Here is an 18,008-nt window from a genome sequence, read left to right on the forward strand (position 1 = left end):
TTAAGTTCTGCTATATTTTCTTTTGGCTATGCTACTTTTTCCTCATGCATTTGGCAGCAAGTTGCTATATTCCAATTATATCGGGTTATAAATAGTCCCATAAACAAATATTTGGCAACTGTAATGAGCCCCTTTCCTTCTTTTATCAGTTTAGCGCACATTTTTTTGATATTAAAGGCTATAGCAAAGAAAGCAAAGTCCATTGTAACCTTGTCTTCTCCCACATGCCGGAATCTTCTGTATGCCATGTTGTATTTCATTTGTCCAAACACAGCTTCTGGTTCTATACACCTCCTGCCTCTATGCTTGATACCTTCTTCTGAGAGCAACCTTTCCCGTGCCTGCCGTTTGTATTGATTTAATCGGTGGTTGACTTCTATAATACGGTTCCCCCGAGCTTTAAAACAACTGCCACGCAAAGGGCAACCTTCGCATCTTTTTGCTTTATACCGGGCACTTTCGGTGATGTATCCGCTCGCTGTCTTGTCACGTTTGGTTCCTATACGGTTCATGTGCTGTCCCATAGGACAAACGTAATAATCCTCTTGGGCATTGTAATGGAGACTTTCGGCATGGAACGGGTTGGGAGTATAACGGGGACGCTGTTCTTTATGGAAGTAATTGTACTTGATGAAGGCTTCTATCCCATTCTCCTGCATGAACCGGTAATTTTCTTCCGAACCGTAACCGGAGTCTGCCACGCAGATATTCGGTAAACGGTTATAGCGGTACTGGAAAGAGTGGAAAAAAGGTATGAGGGTCAGTGTATCGGTAGGGTTGGGAAACAGACGGAAGTCTGTGATAAATTGGTTTTCAGTACCTATTTGCAGATTATATCCGGGTTTGGTCTGCCCGTTCTTCATGGCATCTTCTTTCATGCGCATGAATGTGGCACCAGGATCGGTCTTGGAATAGGAGTTACGTTCTCCAAGGGTATCAAGGTGATTGTCATATTCTATCAGCTTGTCACGATACCCTTCAAGTTCCCTGACCTGCTTCTTCTTTTTGCGCAGGGCTTTCTTTTCTTCCTTATCCTTTGTTGCAGGCTGGCGTTCCAGGGCTTCTTTAAGTTCATCCACTATGTCAGAGAGCCTGCAGGAAGTAAACTCCACGGATGTGTCTTTTATAGAGTTCTCCTGTGCAATGGTTTCATCCACCTGCTCCAAGAGAATACGGATTTTATCCATTAGTCTCGTACGGTTCCGTTCGACTGTCTTGCGCCAGACAAAAGTATATTTGTTGGCTTTGGATTCAATCTTGGTGCCGTCAATATACTCCACATCAAGGCTGATGAAACCTTTATCGGCAAGGACAAAAATCAACTGGGTAAATACATTATTTATTTCCTCCTTTACACGGTTACGAAAACGGTTGATCGTGATAAAATCCGGATGCTCATTACCGGCAAGCCAAATATAATGAATGTCACGAAGGAGGTGCTTCTCTATTTTACGGCAAGAATAGATATTATTCATGTAGGCGTAGATTATCACCTTAAGCATCATTTTAGGATGATAAGGACAACGGCCCGTTTCCTTATAAAGCTTCTTGAAACTCTCAAGATTGAGGTTGTCAATAACAGCATTCACGATGCGGACCGGGTCGTTCGCAGCTATGTTTTCATCAATTCTTTGTGGAAAAAGAACGGTTTGGTTGGGAATGTAAGGACGAAAATGTAACTTTGCCATAACGAAAAACTTTATGCCTAAAGATACGAAAACTTTGGGTAATAACAAAGCCCGGGCTTGAGAAAGTCTGGGCTTTGCGCATAAAAAAAGGCTGTGTCAGCATTTTGACACAACCTCATCTTTTTCACCGCCCCCCAAGAGAACAGAGGGCAGGGCCGGACGACCCCACCCACACCGCCACCGTAAAACCTTTAAAATACCGATATATGAAGTATATAAGAACAGCCCCGAATGTGGAGTATTCCACCGACAGGGATTTTTTCCTTGAAAATCAGATTGTCTGCATTGTAAGCAGGGAGGGCACGAAGTTTTGCAGCCTGATAGAGAACCGTCTGTTCATGCGTTCCCAAAGCCGCCATATCAGCAAGCGGATGCAGCTGCATATCATGTGTGAAATCCACAAGGACATCTGCCGCCTTCGCTATGGCGGCGAGTCGGTGGAATGACCTGCCACACCCCACACCTGAATACTTCCTCTTAAAGAATAAGATAATTCTTATAGTATTTTTCCACTAATACGATAATAATAGATTTATTGATAACCAGATGAATAGCTGTTTATCTTTTCAGTTATCCGTTCTGTAGTCTGTTTATCCGGTTAGCTATATAGTTATCTATCTATTCAGCTACATAGCTATTTAGCTATGTGGCTATGTACATATTCAAACGGCAGCCCACATATCCATATAATCATATATCCATTCGGCCGAATATTTGCCTGCCTATTCGGGTAACTATCTTAATAATTGCCTGAACAGCAATTCAAATACCAGACCATTTACTTATTCAAACGGATAACTGAATAACTGCCCGGCTATAAATAAACCTTAAAAGAGTATCCATAAAGTATTCCCTGGTTTCAAAGTCATTCATTGGCGGGTGTTGGCGGGAACCGCCATAATGTGCGGATAGAAAAAACTCTCTACCTTTGTTGCCGGGAGAACGCAGCCCGTTCTCGGCAGAGAACGTATGACAATCCTTCAGACCTTTAATCCGGCACAGCCGGATTTTAATATGCGCCAGCATATAGCGAGGTGTACTTTGAGGCCCTCACTTGAAGTTCAGGCCCTCAAAGTCTCGCCCGAAAGGTCTTTCGGGCGGGGCAAAGGTTCTCCCAAGTCGAACCTTTTAAAATATTCATGTCATGAAGAAAAGAATGCTGGTAAGAAACAAAGCAGGGCACAAAGTGCTCGCAGACCCACGGGTGCATCGCTACTCAGTGAGGTTGAACAGTGAGGAAAATGAAAAATTCATCACGATGTTTGAGCAATCGGGTATGAAGAACAAGGCCGAATTTATCTTTGCACGCATCTTCGGCTGAGAGTTCAAGGTAGTGAAGATTGATAAGGAAGCGCAGGAATACTATGCCCAACTCACAGCTTTCTATCAGCAATTCCGCAGGATAGGAAACAATTATAACCAATGTGTAAAGACTATCCACACTATTTACGGGGAGAAGAAATCGCTTGCGTTTCTCTATAAACTCGCCGAAGAAACACGTAAGCTGGAAGAAGTATGCAGGCAGGTTATTGAACTTACAAAACGGTACGAAAAGGAGTATCTTACTAAAAAGGAATAATGTCTATAGTGCCGAATATCATATCGGGCAGTTTCTCCTGCGGAGTGACTGCCTATAATAAAAAGGTGGATGACGGTACGGCAAAGGTCTTATGGTATCCCTAAATAGTGATCGATACTTCTGACAACGAACTGATTGAAGGTTACATATAGATTTTAGAACCTTATACAAGTCTTATGCCTGTTAATAAACAAAACGTTAATACACAAATATATATGAAAAATATCCTATGTAAATTTGGCTATATTTCAAACAATACCTATATTTGTATATGAGTTATTTGAAACTATGCAAAACAGTGTAACCAAAAGCAAGACTTTTGCTACCAAATCGTTACCTGCATCTTTTAAATGCTGTAATTAACTTCTGATTTATAGCAAATTACAACAAAATACTGTGTTTTATCATAGGGAACACTTTGTTTCCCTTAAAAGAACATTTCGTTTCATCATATAAAAACACTTTGTTTTCTGTAGCTAAAACAAAGTGTTCAGCACTGTGAACTAACGAATTATCCCTATCAGCTTCCCCAGAAGCCTATATCATAGTCTCGGCACAAAAAAAGTGGGATTCAGAGAAACCTCTGATCCCACTTCATCATAGTAAGCAACGGATAGTTATTTCTTATCTTTCATATATTCATCCGCTTTCTCCTTGGCACGTGCCACGCGCTTGGCTGTATCCGGATGAGAAGAGAACATCTTCTGGAACTTAGATTCCTTCGGTGCTTCCGCTGAAAGTTCAAGCAATTTGTTCAAAGCATTGTACATGGCATACGGATCGAGATTATTCTTGATGCAGAATTCAAAGCCATAATCATCCGCTTCTGTCTCCTGCTTCTGGGAGTATTGAGCACCTGCCAATGCCTCGGCCATGGCACCCAGTTCAGAATCACTCAATTTGGATACTGTAGAACTTGCCGCACCGGCAGCATTCTTCACAGCCGAACGGAGGTAAGCATTCTTCATCGCATCTTTGGAATCCGTATGGATGACGTGACCTATCTCATGACCAACAACTGCCATCACTTCATCATCCGTCATGATGTCCATCAGTCCGGCGCAGATGCGTACACTGCCATCACCACACGCAAAGGCATTCACATCTATTACCTCGTAAACACCGAAGTTCACCTTCAAGCCGTCCACTTCCTTGATATTTCCAGTCAGCTTCTCCAGACGCTTGCCGTAATCCGTATCGGGCTTTGTCAGCGGATTGTGTGTATCCATCCATTCCATATATTCCTTGCTCATCGCTGCAATGTCAGCATCGGACAATGAAATGGCCTTGACGGCATCTGTACCGGCTTGGACAACTTTGGTCACATTGATTTTCTTTCCACCAATTTTGAACTGCGCATAGGCAGTGGTGGTACAACTCATTCCGCATACTACAGCAGCAATGATGAAGAAGTTCTTTTTCATATACTTTACGATTTAATCTTAGCCCTATTCCGTTTCGTATTAAACAAAAAGCCGCCTAATCATTATTAAACGGCTTTCCTAATATCTGTTTGAATCAGTTTACTTGATAATATCCAGTGCCTTGAAGCATTTGGTCAACTTCTCTACAGCGTAATCCACTTGTTCTACGGTGTGGGTAGCCATCAACGCTACGCGCACCAGCGTATCTTGTGGGGCACACGCGGGCGGAATAACCGGGTTGATGAAGATACCTTCGTCAAAAGCCAGCTTCGTTACTATAAATGTCTTCTCTGTATCACGCACATAGAGAGGAATGATAGGAGATTCTGTCTCACCGATTTCGAAGCCTGCATCGCGGAACTTCTTCAAGGCATAGTTAGTGATGTCCCACAGACGTTGGATGCGTTCAGGTTCGGACTTGATGATGTGAAGCGCCTCGCGAGCTGCAGCCGTAGCAGCAGGTGTGCTACTTGCCTGGAATATATAGGAACGGGCATTGTGGCGCAGCCAATTGATTACCGCCTTGTCTCCGGCCACAAAACCGCCGATAGAAGCCAACGACTTGCTGAATGTACCCATAATCAGGTCTACATCTTCGGTAACACCGAAATGATCGCAAACGCCACGGCCTTGTTTTCCGAATACTCCCAAGCCGTGAGCTTCGTCCACGTAAATGCTGGCATTGTATTTCTTCTTCAGGCGGACAATCTCAGGCAGATTGGCCAAGTCACCTTCCATGGAAAATACTCCATCCACAACAATCAGCTTCACAGCATCCGGTTCGCATTTCTGGAGTTCTTTTTCCAAAGCCTCCATATCGTTATGCTTGTACTTCAACTGAGTGGCAAATGCAAGACGACGGCCATCTACAATGGAAGCGTGGTCACGGTCATCACAAATAATATAATCCCCACGGCCTACAACGGCAGGAATAATACCTTCGTTTACAGTAAATCCGGTAGAAAAACAGAGTGCTTCATCTTTTCCTACGAATTCAGCCAATTCCTTCTCTAGTTCAACATGTATATCGAGTGTTCCGTTCAGAAAGCGGGAACCTGCACAACCGGTGCCATATTTTTCTGTGGCAGCTATCGAGGCATCAATGATACGCTTGTCATATGTCAGTCCCATATATGCATTAGAGCCGAACATCAGAACCTTTTTACCATCCATCATTACCTCTGTATCCTGATGGCTGTTAATTGTGCGGAAATAAGGATATACGCCTTTTGCCATGAACTGTTGCGGCAGGTCGTATTTCGCAAATTTGTCTTGTAGTAAACCCATGAAATATCTTTTATATAATGAATATTTAATTCTATTAAATGCAAGTCTTAAAAAAACAGGGGGCAAAGATAGCAAAATATGTCGGTATATGTTCTATTTACATTAAAAAAACTACTTATACTTATTTTAAAAAGAATTATGTGGTTAATTTTTCAGATATTTATATTACTTTTGCCAGTTGGAAAACCTGCATAGCAACAACCTTTGCATGAACGAAAACAAGAAGAAAATAGCATTTATCATAAACCCCATATCCGGCACTCAAAGTAAGGAGCAGATACTGAAATGGCTCGATGAAAAGCTGGATAAGGAAAGGTATGCACAAGAAGTGATTTATACCGAACGGGCAGGCCATGCCGTAGAGATAGCGGCACAGAAAGCACAAGAAAACGCACATGCCGTCATCGCTATAGGAGGAGACGGTACCATCAATGAGATAGCCCGCTCACTGGTACATACAAAAACCGCTTTGGGCATCATTCCCTGCGGTTCCGGCAACGGACTTGCCCGCCACCTGCAGATTCCGATGGAGCCGAAAAAGGCCATCGACATCATCAATGACGGACTGATAGACATCATTGACTACGGAAAAATCAACGATGTGCCCTTCTTCTGTACCTGCGGCGTGGGATTCGACGCATTTGTAAGCCTGCAATTCTCCAAGGCGGGAAGGAGAGGGCCGCTCACTTATCTGGAAAAGACCCTGCTCGAAAGCCTAAAGTACCGTCCGGAAACCTATGAACTGGAAATGGACGGCAGTACCCTGCGATACAAAGCGTTCCTGATAGCCTGCGGAAACGCATCGCAGTATGGGAACAATGCGTATATTGCCCCACAAGCCACATTGAACGACGGACTGCTGGACGTCACCATACTTGAACCGTTCACCGTACTCGATGTACCGTCCCTCTCTTTCCAGCTCTTCAACAAGACCATCGACCAGAACAGCCGGATTAAGACGTTCCGCTGCCAAGCACTCCGCATTCACCGTTCTAAACCGGGAGTAGTCCACTTTGACGGCGACCCGATGATGATGGGAGAGAATGTAGATGTAAAGATTATGAAGAAAGGACTGCAGGTCATTGTCCCCCGGGATGCGGAAAAAGACACTTCGAACGTCTTGCAGCGAGCACAAGACTACATCAACGGACTGAAACAGATTAATGATGCTTTTGTGGAAGACATCGCCCATAAAAACAAAATGATACTGGATAAAGGCAAAAGGCAATTCAAGAAACTGACGAAAATGTGATGTTGTAAAAAGGCTGTATAAGGAGTTTCTGAAAATAACTTTCCCCTTTTGATGTGCCATATAATATGTTTTATGTATTTTTGCATGTTCAAAATAGTAAATAAGTAAAATCGTCAAACAGTAAATAAAAAGATGTATAGATCACACACCTGCGGAGAACTCCGTATCTCCGATGTTAACAAGCAAGTGACGCTGGCAGGTTGGGTACAGCGCAGCCGTAAGATGGGAGGCATGACTTTCATTGACCTCCGCGACCGTTACGGAATTACCCAATTAGTGTTCAACGAAGAGGTGAATGCCGAACTTTGCGAGCGTGCCAACCGCTTGGGCCGTGAATTCGTAATCCAGGTTAAAGGTACCGTCAACGAACGTTTCAGCAAAAACCAACATATCCCGACGGGAGATATTGAAATCATCGTATCGGAACTGGATGTTCTGAACTCATCGCTGACCCCTCCCTTCACCATCGAGGAAAATACGGACGGTGGCGACGATATCCGCATGAAGTACCGTTATCTGGACCTGCGCCGTGCCAACGTACGCAGCAATCTGGAGCTTCGTCATAAAATGACAATTGAAGTACGCAAATACCTGGACAGCCAGGGATTCATCGAAGTGGAAACTCCGATTCTGGTAGGCTCCACACCCGAAGGTGCACGCGATTTCGTCGTTCCTTCACGCATGAACCCGGGACAATTCTATGCCTTGCCTCAAAGCCCGCAGACACTGAAACAGTTGTTGATGGTTTCCGGTTTCGACCGTTACTTCCAGATAGCCAAATGCTTCCGTGACGAAGACCTGCGTGCCGACCGCCAGCCGGAATTCACACAGATTGACTGCGAAATGTCTTTTGTGGAGCAGGATGACGTCATCAACCTCTTCGAAGGCATGGCTAAATATCTGTTCAAGGAAATCCGTGGCGTAGAAATGAACGAGCCGTTCATGCGCATGCCATGGGCAGACGCCATGAAGTACTACGGCAGTGACAAGCCCGACCTCCGTTTCGGCATGAAGTTCGTGGAACTGATGGACATCATGAAGGGACACGGATTCCCGGTATTCGACAATGCAGCTTACATCGGCGGTATCTGCGCAGAAGGCGCTGCACACTATACACGCAAACAGCTGGATGCACTGACCGAATTCGTGAAAAGACCGCAAATCGGTGCCAAAGGTATGGTATACGCGCGTGTGGAGGCAGATGGTAACGTAAAATCAAGTGTCGACAAGTTCTATACGCAGGAAGTATTGCAGGAAATGAAGGCTGCTTTCAACGCCAAGCCGGGTGACCTGATTCTGATTCTGAGCGGTGACGATGCCATGAAGACCCGCAAGCAACTGAACGAGTTGCGCCTTGAAATGGGTAACCAACTGGGATTACGCGACAAGAACAAGTTCGTCTGCCTTTGGGTGGTTGACTTCCCGATGTTTGAGTGGAGCGATGAAGAAGGCCGCCTGATGGCTATGCACCACCCGTTCACTCATCCGAAAGACGAAGATATTCCTTTGCTGGATACAGACCCGGCAGCTGTCCGTGCAGATGCATACGATATGGTGTGCAACGGTATTGAAGTGGGTGGAGGTTCCATCCGTATCCACGATGCACAGTTGCAGGCCAAAATGTTCGAGATTCTCGGATTCACTCCGGAGAAGGCTCAGGAGCAGTTCGGCTTCCTGATGAATGCCTTCAAATACGGTGCACCTCCTCACGGTGGTCTGGCATACGGTCTGGACCGTTGGGTCAGCATCTTCGCAGGTCTCGACAGTATCCGCGACTGCATTGCATTCCCCAAAAACAACAGTGGACGCGATGTAATGCTGGATGCACCTTCAGTTATTGACCAGAAGCAGCTGGACGAACTGAATCTGATTGTTGAAGTGAAAGAGTAAAAGCAGGTACAGAGTAGGAGAGTGAAAGAGTCTGCACGCATTTTTCGTTTTGCGGTAATCGGCACGCTGAATGCCTTGATTATGGCTGTTACCGTTTGGGTAATGATGGACGAACTGGACATCAACTATATGCTCTCCAATGTAACCGCATATATACTTGCACAGATACACAACTTCATCTGGTGCAAGTACTGGATATTCCCTACAGAAAAAAAGAGCAACACTTGGCGACAAGTGCTGCTCTTTTCCATAGCTTTCGGAATGGCTTATGGAGCACAATTCCTTTTCCTCATCGGATTGGTAGAAGGACTGGACTGCAACGAGTACCTTGCCCAGTTCCTGGGATTATTCATCTACGGAAGTGTCAATTTCCTGATGAACAAACGGGTGACATTCCGTTAGTTCTCCCCCAGAAATCCCCGTCGTTATCAGTCAAGAAATCGTTTTGTCAATCCGGCATAGGCATCAATTCTGCGGTCGCGCAGGAAAGGCCACCAACGGCGTACATTCTCCGAACGTTCCAAGTCCACCTCTACAACAATATTTTCCGGTCGTTCGTTCCCTGCTTGGGCCAAGAATTCACCTTGCGGTCCGGCCACAAAACTATTTCCCCAAAACAAGATACCATTGGTCTGCATGGAAGGGTCCGGCTCGTGTCCCACGCGGTTCACTGAAACCACCGGCAAACCGTTGGCTACAGCATGTCCACGCTGGGAGATAATCCAAGCATTGAGCTGACGCGCCTTTTCATCATCCGTATCACTGCTTTCCCAACCGATAGCCGTAGGATATATCAGTATTTCAGCTCCCTTCAGTGCCATCAGACGTGCTGCTTCCGGATACCACTGGTCCCAGCATACCAATACCCCCAACTTACCCAAAGATGTCTGAATAGGTTCGAAGCCTATATCACCGGGAGTAAAATAGAATTTCTCATAATAGGCGGGATCATCAGGAATATGCATCTTCCGGTATTTCCCGGCAATGCTGCCGTCACGTTCAAAAACAACCGCTGTGTTATGATACAATCCGGGAGCGCGTTTCTCGAACAGAGAAGTGACCAGTACAATATCGTTGGCAGCAGCCAATTCGGAATAGAACCCCGTAGAAGGACCGGGAATCGGTTCTGCCAAGTCGAACAACTGCGTGTTTTCCGTCTGACAGAAATACAGAGAGTTATGCAGTTCCTGCAAAACGACCAATTGGGCTCCATGCGCCGCACATGCCTCTATGCTTTTGGCCAAATTCATTAAATTAGTCCTGAGGTCCTTGGTATTGGCCTGCTGGATAATACCTACTTTTATTTTCTTTGTCATCTTATTCTATAATTTATTGTTTTACTATGTAATCAACATTACTTCAACACCCCTACTGGATATTGCATGGTAACACAATGCAAAGAACCGTATTGCTTAATCAAAGCACAGCAATCTATCCCGATAATTTCATAACCGGGAAAAGCCTCCTGCAACACTTTCCCCGCACGGGCATCATTCTCCGGCTGGCGATAGGTGGGGTAAAGCACTGCATCATTCAGAATCAAGAAATTAGCGTAAGTGGCAGGAAGCCGTTCCCCTTCCTCTTCTATCTTATCGGCCATGGGCAGAGCCAGCAAACGGTAAGGTTCCCCCTTTAACGTACGGAAAGTCTTTAGTTGCTCCTCCATGCGATGCAGTTCTTCGTAATGCTCATCATCCGCATCCTTGCATTGCACATAGGCTATCGTGTCGGCAGGGCAGAAACGGGCCAGCGTGTCTATATGGCTGTCTGTATCGTCACCTGCCAAATAACCGTGATCCAGCCAAAGGACACGTTGCAAGTGAAAGACGGAACGAAGATATTCCTCAATTTCCACTCGGTTCATCTGCCCGTTACGGTTAGGAGAAAGCAGGCATTCAGAAGTGGTAAGCAGCGTACCCATACCGTCACTTTCGATAGAACCGCCTTCAAGGACAAACCCCAAGCGATTTACATACTTTCCTTTCATCACTTCCGCCTCCACAGCACGACGCGTAATCAAATTATCCTTATCGGATGCAAACTTCAATCCCCATCCGTTGAACTTAAAGTCGAGCAGAGATACACCGTCAGCATCCAATAGGGTGATGGCTCCATGGTCGCGTGCCCAAGTATCATTCGTTTCGCACTTCAGGAAACGGACATTTTCCATATTCACCCTGCCGAAAATCTGTTTCTTCACCTCATCCGGTTCCGGAGTTACAATCAGCAATGACTCCCTCGCGGCTATTTCGCGGGCAATGGCTACAAAACATTCCTGCACTTCGTCCAACATATAGGCCCAGTCTGTATCTGCATGGGGCCATGTAAGCTGTATGCCGCTTTGCAAAGCCCATTCGGCAGGCAAGTGGGGAGCACGTGTCTCTACCTGAAAAATCATATTCTTGCCAAAACGCACCTGACAGTCCTTCTCTGCGGCACCCCCCAACGGAAGTCCTACAAAATATCCCATATTATTTATCTTTTCTAATTCGTTACTTTTTAAGTTAGCAGAGAGAGGGAGAATAAACCTTAGGTTTAGAATTGCCAAACCTCTACTTCAGACTTCTAAACCTCTACTCTATGATTACAAACCTCTACTCGTCAATTATCACTTATCTTCCTTCGGTTTCCGGTCGAAGAACGGATTCTTGGAGGATGCACTCACCGGAATGGCAAAAACAGTCTTGCATCCTTTCAGCCAATCCAAACGCTGGGCGGCAAGTCCGGCAGAAAACATGACACGGGTATCCACCCTCAAATCGGCAGCCATGGCACAAGCCGAGCCTATGGCTATCCCTACATCCACCGTATTCAAGGCACAAGGCACTCCCTCCGGACGGCCGGCACAAGTGGGAAAACCGCAGTGTCCGCAATTCAAACCTTGCGCCTGCTCGCGCGTACCTATTATAATTACACATTCAGCCTGCAAAATGTTGTCCGCATCACGGAGAAAGAACTTCATACCATGCTCTTCAACCATAGCGACCATCTTTTCAGACAGCTTCTTAATGTCTTCACCCGTAACCAGCGCAGCTTCAATCACATCAATACCTTTTCCTTTCGGTGCCGTGCGCGCAGCAGTCAGCATTTGCCTTGCCACATCAAGCACATGTTCGTGGCGGCAATCCCGTTCATTCTGTATCATAGTCTTTCTTTCCTGAATTAATTAGTGCGTCAAAGATAGCACAAATATTTTTTTGCACTATCTTTGCGATACAGAAAGATTAAAGGAACACCATGCTGCAAATAGAAAATGCCAGTATCGCCTACGGCAACGATATACTTTTCTCGGGTTTCAACCTGCAATTGGAAAGGGGAGAGATAGCCAGTATCTCCGGCCCTTCGGGATGCGGAAAGTCGTCACTGCTGAATGCCATACTCGGGTTTATCCCGTTAAAAGAAGGACGTATCGTATTAGACGGCATTCCGCTGGATAAAGGAAACGTCGACGTTGTCCGTAAGCAGACTGCATGGATTCCACAAGAACTGGCATTGCCGCTGGAGTGGGTAAAGGACATGGTACAGTTGCCCTTCGGTCTAAAGGCAAACCGGGGCACGCCTTTTTCTGAAACCCGCTTATTTGCATGTTTCGAGGATTTGGGTCTGGAGCGGGAGTTATATTACAAACGGGTAAACGAAATATCCGGAGGCCAACGCCAACGGATGATGATAGCCGTAGCCTCAATGATTGGCAAGCCACTGACCATTGTCGATGAGCCGACTTCCGCTCTCGACTCCGGTTCCGCGGAAAAAGTACTTTCTTTCTTCCGCAGGCAGACAGAAAAGGGAAATACCATACTGACCGTATCCCATGACAAAAGATTTGCCGACGGATGCGACCGACATATAATCATGAAATAACATACACACTATTGGGAACCATAGATATATCATACCTCAGCCTGGGCATCGGATTATTGCTATTATTAATACCGTTGTTTTACATATGGAAGTTCAAGACCGGACTGTTGCGCGCTACTGTGATAGGTACGGCACGCATGATTGTCCAGTTGTTCTTCATCGGCATATACTTGAACTACCTCTTCTTATGGGATAACCCGTGGATAAACTTTCTATGGGTAATTGTCATGATATTCGTAGCATCGCAGACGGCATTGGCACGAACGCAATTGAAGAGGAAGATTCTGTTCCTGCCCATATCCGCAGGTTTCTTATGCAGTGTAGTATGTGTAGGCTTGTACTTTATCGGAATAGTACTGAGAGTGGAAAACGTATTCAGCGCCCGGTATTTCATCCCTATTTTCGGCATACTGATGGGCAACATGCTATCCAGTAACGTCATAGCCCTCAATACCTATTATAGCGGATTGAAACGAGAACAACAGCTTTACCGATATCTTCTCGGCAATGGTGCTACAAGAGCAGAAGCACAGGCACCTTTCATCCGCCAAGCCATCATCAAATCCTTCAGTCCGCTGATTGCCAATATATCCGTGATGGGGCTGGTTGCTTTTCCGGGAACCATGATTGGCCAGATATTGGGTGGCAGCAGCCCGAATGTAGCCATCAAATATCAGATGATGATTATGGTCATCACCTTTACCGCCTCCATGCTGTCACTGATGATTACAATCTCTCTGGCTTCCTGCAAGTCGTTCGACGCCTACGGCAAGCTACTGCCGGTGATGGTGGAGAAGAAGGGAAAAAAGGAGCAAAAATAACCACATCATACCCGCAAAGAGTTCAATTGCATATAAATATACAGTCTACAAGACTTTTTTAAACTGGAATTCTTTTTAATCCACTGCTTTTTACTATATTTGCAACCAAATTTTCTGTTCACAATGAAAATTAAGGAATTAGTAAGCGCCCTTGAACGGTTCGCGCCTCTGCCATTGCAAGACGGATTTGATAATGCCGGCCTGCAAATCGGATTGACAGATGCGGAAGCAACAGGGGCTTTGTTGTGTCTTGACGTTACTGAAGCCGTACTGGATGAAGCCATTGCATTGGGATATAATGTGGTTATATCACATCACCCTCTCATTTTCAAAGGGTATAAGTCCATCACGGGCAGGGATTATGTGGAACGTTGTATCTTGAAAGCCATCAAGAATGACATCGTTGTTTATGCTGCGCACACTAACCTTGATAATGCGCCGGGAGGAGTGAACTTCAAGATTGCCGAGAAAATCGGTTTGAAGAATGTCCGTATTCTGGAAGCCAAAGAAAATGCGCTGGTGAAGCTGACCGCATTTGTACCGACCGCCCAAGCGGAAGACGTGAGAAAAGCCTTGTTCGACGCCGGATGCGGCAATATCGGCAACTATGATTCGTGCAGTTATAATCTGGAAGGCGAGGGGACATTCCGAGCCCGAAAAGGCGCCAATCCATACTGTGGAGCGATAGGGGAGCTGCATACCGAGCGTGAAGTACGTATTGAGACAATCATACCCGCCTACAAAAAAGCGGAGGCTGTCAAGGCACTGCTTGCGGCACACCCGTATGAAGAACCGGCCTATGATATTTATCCCTTGCAAAACTCATGGGTACAAGCCGGAGCTGGTGTCATTGGCGAACTGGAAGTACCGGAGACAGAACTTGAATTCCTGAAACGGATAAAGAAAACCTTCGAAGTAGGGTGTCTCAGACATAACAAACTCCTCGGACGGGAAATACAGACTGTTGCATTATGTGGCGGCGCCGGCGCTTTCCTAATGCCGCTTGCCATCCGCAACCGTGCAGATGTCTTTATCACCGGCGAGATAAAATACCATGACTATTTCGGACATGATACCGATATATTATTGGCTGAAATAGGGCATTATGAAAGTGAGCAATATACGAAAGAAATATTTTATACAATAATCCGGGATTTGTTTCCTCATTTTGAGGTCCAGATGACCAAGGTAAATACAAACCCCATAAAATACATGTAAGTAAAATGGCTAAAGAAGCAAAAAAAGATCCTCAGGAATTAACCGTAGAACAGAAGTTGAAAGCTTTGTTCCAATTGCAGACAATGCTGTCCAAAATCGATGAAATCAAGACGTTGAGAGGTGAACTTCCACTGGAAGTACAAGACTTGGAAGACGAAATAGCCGGTCTGAGTACCCGTATAGACAGAATCAAGGCAGAAGTATCCGAGTTGAAATCCTCCATCGCAGGAAAGAAAGTTGAAATTGAAACCGCAAAGGCTTCTGTAGCTAAATATAAAGACCAGCAGGACAACGTACGCAACAACCGCGAATATGACTTCTTGAGCAAGGAAATCGAATTCCAGACATTGGAAATCGAACTCTGCGAAAAGCGTATCAAGGAATTTGCCGCACAAGAGGAAGAAAAATCTCAGGAAGTAGCAGAAAGCACTGCTGCGCTGGAAGAAAGACAAAAAGACCTCGACGTAAAGAAGAGCGAACTGGACGAAATCATCTCCGAGACTAAGCAAGAGGAAGAGAAGCTGAGAGACAAGGCCAAAGAACTGGAAACAAAGATTGAACCCCGTCTGCTTCAGTCCTTCAAACGTATCCGTAAGAATTCACGCAATGGACTGGGTATCGTATACGTACAGCGTGATGCTTGCGGTGGTTGCTTCAACAAGATTCCGCCTCAGAGACAATTGGACATCCGCTCACGCAAGAAAATCATCGTTTGCGAATATTGCGGCCGTATCATGATTGACCCCGAATTGGCAGGCATAACTCCCGAACAGAAAGTGGAAGTTGTAAAGGAAAAGCCAGTAAGAGCCAAAAGAAAAATCGTACATATCGGCTCAGATAATTAAAAATAGAACATTTTTATATATAAAACGGCAATAGTCAAGACCTCTATTGCCGTTTTTTTGTTAAATAAGCTCATAAAGCTCTATAGTTAAAGAAAAAAGGTGTAGTTTTGCTCATCAAAAAATTAATAGAATTAAATAAAAAAGCATGAGACTAAACAAATTATTCATACTTTATTCACTTTTAGGAATATTGATGGCATCGTGCATAAAAGATGAAGCACCGAATGCTGAAGCTGATATAACAGGTATTTCTTTTGAAGATAATATTCTGGCAAGTACACATTTCAACTTGAACCCATCTTATGATGATAATCTACAAGCATATCCTATATCGGTAAAAGTAAAAGAAGGGACTCCTTTGAATAGACTATCCCCACTTTTTGAGTTGACACCGGGTGCTACCATTAGTCCGGAAAGTGGGAGTGAACATGATTTCTCCAACGGAAAAAGAGTGAAATATACTGTAACTTCCGAGAACAAGGCTTGGCAGCGAGTATATTCCATTGGTGTACGCGAGCAATCAATATCAGACATCCCAAACGAATTCCATTTTGAAGATGTAAGACTTATCAAAGGTCTTCTATCAGTAGATGAAAAAAAATACTATTATCAGGAATTTTATGAGGAACAAGATGGATTGGAACTGACATGGGCCAGTGGAAATGAAGGATTCAACTGGGCAGCCAGCAAATCACTGACTGAAGATTATCCCACTGTGCAATATGCCGAAGGTAAAGAAGGAAAGTGCGTTAAATTAGAGACTCGGCTCACCGGTTCACTAGGAGCATTGGTAAAAATGCCGATAGCTGCAGGCAACTTATTTATTGGTGAGTTCGATATGACAAATGCGTTATCCAAACCATTGGAAGCTACACGTTTTGGTATTCCTTTCTGCTACAAACCTGCCCGCTTGAAAGGTTGGTACAAGTATAAGACCGGTGAACGGTTTTATGAAAACGGCAAATACACTGATCGTAAAGACATGATGAACATTTACGCCATTTTTTATGAAGGAAAAAATTATGATGAGCAAGGAAACGCCACTGAAATCACGTTAGATGGTAATTTGCCAAACCAAGATTACGAACATTCAAATATGGTGGCTTTGGCTTTAATGCCTAATCCGCACGAAACTGATAAATGGGAATATTTTGATATACCTTTTGATTATCAAAGGTATGGCAAAACGATTGACAATGCCAAATTAGCAAAGGGAGAATATAAAATCAGTATCATTTTCGCTTCCAGTAAAGACGGTGCAACTTTTGAAGGTGCTCCCGGAAGTACGCTCTTAGTGGACGAAGTAGAACTGACTTACGAATAAAAAACATATAGAATCGGACTACAACATGATAAAGAAAATAGTAGCATTCATCGCATTGGTAGGTTGCATGCAAACTGCCTTATACGCGCAGGAGAATCAGAACCGTACACTTATAAACGCTGCTCTTCACGGATGGGAATATGAGATAAGGGCCGGTGTCAGCATCGGTGGTACTTCTCCGCTTCCATTGCCCGTAGAAATACGGAGCATTGATGCTTACAATCCTACCTTAGCCCTTATGCTGGAAGGAAATACCATCAAGTGGTTGGGAAAAACAAAGAAATGGGGGGTAATAACCGGTGTAAGACTGGAAACCAAAAATATGATTACCAAAGCGACAGTAAAGAACTATGGCATGGAAATCATAGGAAATGACGGTAACCGCTTGAAAGGCAATTGGACGGGAGGAGTGAAAACCAAAGTACGCAATGCCTACATTACCGTCCCCGTGCTTGGAGCATATAAAATCAACTCACGATTGCGTGCCAAAGCAGGTGTATATGTGTCATACTTGATGGATGAGGAATTCTCCGGATACGTATACGAAGGCTATCTGCGTGAAGGTAATCCTACCGGTAAGAGAGTGAACTTCTCCGACGGTGCCATTGCCACTTACGACTTTTCGGATGACTTGCGCAAGTTTGCCTGGGGCGTGCAAGCTGGTGTAGACTGGCGTGCCTTCAAACATCTGAGTGTATTTGCCGACCTTACATGGGGATTGAATGATATTTTCAAGAAAGATTTCAATACCATTACCTTTGCCATGTATCCCATCTACTTGAATGTAGGATTCGGGTATGCTTTCTGATAACACTCAGT

Annotated in this window: 16 protein-coding genes and 1 pseudogene; 11 read left to right on the forward strand and 6 right to left on the reverse strand. The window is 44.8% G+C overall.

The window, feature by feature from the left end; all coding sequences use genetic code 11:
- Window positions 1-26: 26 nt before the first annotated feature.
- Window positions 27-1,688 (reverse strand): IS1182 family transposase, encoded by a 1,662-nt coding sequence (locus H1A11_RS07255; RefSeq protein ID WP_061411457.1) that lies wholly within the window; start codon window positions 1,686-1,688, stop codon window positions 27-29.
- 206 nt (window positions 1,689-1,894) lie between these two features.
- Between H1A11_RS07255 and H1A11_RS07260 the strand changes: the two genes are divergently transcribed.
- Window positions 1,895-2,134 (forward strand): hypothetical protein, encoded by a 240-nt coding sequence (locus H1A11_RS07260; protein ID WP_181757959.1) that lies wholly within the window; start codon window positions 1,895-1,897, stop codon window positions 2,132-2,134.
- A gap of 710 nt (window positions 2,135-2,844) precedes the next feature.
- A pseudogene (gene mobA, locus H1A11_RS19080) lies at window positions 2,845-3,267 on the forward strand (conjugal transfer protein MobA).
- Between the two features lie 617 nt (window positions 3,268-3,884).
- Here mobA and H1A11_RS07275 read toward each other — a convergent pair.
- On the reverse strand, window positions 3,885-4,691 hold the full coding sequence (locus H1A11_RS07275) for a M48 family metallopeptidase (protein WP_022402411.1): 807 nt from the start codon (window positions 4,689-4,691) through the stop codon (window positions 3,885-3,887).
- Window positions 4,692-4,790: 99 nt separating this feature from the next.
- A complete protein-coding gene (locus tag H1A11_RS07280; protein ID WP_022402410.1) occupies window positions 4,791-5,978 on the reverse strand; it encodes an aminotransferase class I/II-fold pyridoxal phosphate-dependent enzyme in 1,188 nt (395 codons plus the stop codon).
- Window positions 5,979-6,186: 208 nt separating this feature from the next.
- On the opposite strand from H1A11_RS07280, the gene H1A11_RS07285 reads away from it, so the two are divergent.
- From H1A11_RS07285 to H1A11_RS07295, 3 genes are all read left to right on the forward strand, one after another.
- Entirely contained in the window at window positions 6,187-7,230 is a 1,044-nt protein-coding gene (locus H1A11_RS07285; RefSeq protein WP_117599712.1) for a diacylglycerol kinase family protein, read from the forward strand.
- A gap of 132 nt (window positions 7,231-7,362) precedes the next feature.
- On the forward strand, window positions 7,363-9,120 hold the full coding sequence (gene aspS / locus H1A11_RS07290) for an aspartate--tRNA ligase (RefSeq protein ID WP_117599713.1): 1,758 nt from the start codon (window positions 7,363-7,365) through the stop codon (window positions 9,118-9,120).
- A gap of 21 nt (window positions 9,121-9,141) precedes the next feature.
- Window positions 9,142-9,522: a GtrA family protein gene (locus H1A11_RS07295; RefSeq protein WP_005827823.1), complete on the forward strand. Its 381-nt coding sequence runs from the start codon at window positions 9,142-9,144 to the stop codon at window positions 9,520-9,522.
- A 26-nt stretch (window positions 9,523-9,548) separates the two neighbouring features.
- Here the strand turns inward: H1A11_RS07295 and H1A11_RS07300 are convergent, their stop codons facing one another.
- From H1A11_RS07300 to H1A11_RS07310, 3 genes are all read right to left on the reverse strand, one after another.
- Window positions 9,549-10,436, reverse strand: a complete 888-nt coding sequence (locus H1A11_RS07300) for a carbon-nitrogen hydrolase (RefSeq protein WP_117599714.1) — start codon at window positions 10,434-10,436, stop codon at window positions 9,549-9,551.
- A gap of 38 nt (window positions 10,437-10,474) precedes the next feature.
- Complete coding sequence (locus H1A11_RS07305; RefSeq protein ID WP_181757961.1) at window positions 10,475-11,590, reverse strand: agmatine deiminase family protein; 1,116 nt, start codon at window positions 11,588-11,590, stop codon at window positions 10,475-10,477.
- 138 nt (window positions 11,591-11,728) lie between these two features.
- On the reverse strand, window positions 11,729-12,265 hold the full coding sequence (locus H1A11_RS07310; protein WP_117599716.1) for a ferredoxin domain-containing protein: 537 nt from the start codon (window positions 12,263-12,265) through the stop codon (window positions 11,729-11,731).
- A gap of 92 nt (window positions 12,266-12,357) precedes the next feature.
- Between H1A11_RS07310 and H1A11_RS07315 the strand changes: the two genes are divergently transcribed.
- From H1A11_RS07315 to H1A11_RS07340, 6 genes are all read left to right on the forward strand, one after another.
- The gene (locus H1A11_RS07315) at window positions 12,358-12,981 is read left to right on the forward strand and encodes an ATP-binding cassette domain-containing protein (RefSeq protein ID WP_117599717.1); all 624 of its coding nucleotides are present in this window, start codon (window positions 12,358-12,360) and stop codon (window positions 12,979-12,981) included.
- Window positions 12,982-12,992: 11 nt separating this feature from the next.
- Window positions 12,993-13,802, forward strand: coding sequence for an ABC transporter permease (locus tag H1A11_RS07320; protein WP_117599751.1), 810 nt, complete (start codon window positions 12,993-12,995; stop codon window positions 13,800-13,802).
- Window positions 13,803-13,925: 123 nt separating this feature from the next.
- Window positions 13,926-15,020, forward strand: coding sequence for a Nif3-like dinuclear metal center hexameric protein (locus H1A11_RS07325; RefSeq protein WP_117599718.1), 1,095 nt, complete (start codon window positions 13,926-13,928; stop codon window positions 15,018-15,020).
- 5 nt (window positions 15,021-15,025) lie between these two features.
- The gene (locus tag H1A11_RS07330) at window positions 15,026-15,865 is read left to right on the forward strand and encodes a zinc ribbon domain-containing protein (protein ID WP_025836049.1); all 840 of its coding nucleotides are present in this window, start codon (window positions 15,026-15,028) and stop codon (window positions 15,863-15,865) included.
- 145 nt (window positions 15,866-16,010) lie between these two features.
- Entirely contained in the window at window positions 16,011-17,189 is a 1,179-nt protein-coding gene (locus tag H1A11_RS07335) for a PCMD domain-containing protein (RefSeq protein WP_117599719.1), read from the forward strand.
- Between the two features lie 25 nt (window positions 17,190-17,214).
- Entirely contained in the window at window positions 17,215-17,997 is a 783-nt protein-coding gene (locus tag H1A11_RS07340) for a porin family protein (RefSeq protein ID WP_117599720.1), read from the forward strand.
- Window positions 17,998-18,008: the final 11 nt, after the last annotated feature.

It is taken from the genome of Bacteroides sp. CACC 737 (genome assembly GCF_013874375.1).
In the GTDB taxonomy this organism is placed as follows: domain Bacteria; phylum Bacteroidota; class Bacteroidia; order Bacteroidales; family Bacteroidaceae; genus Bacteroides; species Bacteroides uniformis.

Excerpts from the sequence above, each read along its gene's own strand:
- H1A11_RS07255 (WP_061411457.1), bottom strand. The coding sequence starts at position 1,688 with ATGGCAAAGTTACATTTTCGTCCTTACATTCCCAACCAAACCGTTCTT.
- H1A11_RS07260 (WP_181757959.1), top strand. The coding sequence starts at position 1,895 with ATGAAGTATATAAGAACAGCCCCGAATGTGGAGTATTCCACCGACAGG.
- H1A11_RS07275 (WP_022402411.1), bottom strand. The coding sequence starts at position 4,691 with ATGAAAAAGAACTTCTTCATCATTGCTGCTGTAGTATGCGGAATGAGT.
- H1A11_RS07280 (WP_022402410.1), bottom strand. The coding sequence starts at position 5,978 with ATGGGTTTACTACAAGACAAATTTGCGAAATACGACCTGCCGCAACAG.
- H1A11_RS07285 (WP_117599712.1), top strand. The coding sequence starts at position 6,187 with ATGAACGAAAACAAGAAGAAAATAGCATTTATCATAAACCCCATATCC.
- aspS (WP_117599713.1), top strand. The coding sequence starts at position 7,363 with ATGTATAGATCACACACCTGCGGAGAACTCCGTATCTCCGATGTTAAC.
- H1A11_RS07300 (WP_117599714.1), bottom strand. The coding sequence starts at position 10,436 with ATGACAAAGAAAATAAAAGTAGGTATTATCCAGCAGGCCAATACCAAG.
- H1A11_RS07305 (WP_181757961.1), bottom strand. The coding sequence starts at position 11,590 with ATGGGATATTTTGTAGGACTTCCGTTGGGGGGTGCCGCAGAGAAGGAC.
- H1A11_RS07310 (WP_117599716.1), bottom strand. The coding sequence starts at position 12,265 with ATGATACAGAATGAACGGGATTGCCGCCACGAACATGTGCTTGATGTG.
- H1A11_RS07315 (WP_117599717.1), top strand. The coding sequence starts at position 12,358 with ATGCTGCAAATAGAAAATGCCAGTATCGCCTACGGCAACGATATACTT.
- H1A11_RS07325 (WP_117599718.1), top strand. The coding sequence starts at position 13,926 with ATGAAAATTAAGGAATTAGTAAGCGCCCTTGAACGGTTCGCGCCTCTG.
- H1A11_RS07330 (WP_025836049.1), top strand. The coding sequence starts at position 15,026 with ATGGCTAAAGAAGCAAAAAAAGATCCTCAGGAATTAACCGTAGAACAG.
- H1A11_RS07335 (WP_117599719.1), top strand. The coding sequence starts at position 16,011 with ATGAGACTAAACAAATTATTCATACTTTATTCACTTTTAGGAATATTG.
- H1A11_RS07340 (WP_117599720.1), top strand. The coding sequence starts at position 17,215 with ATGATAAAGAAAATAGTAGCATTCATCGCATTGGTAGGTTGCATGCAA.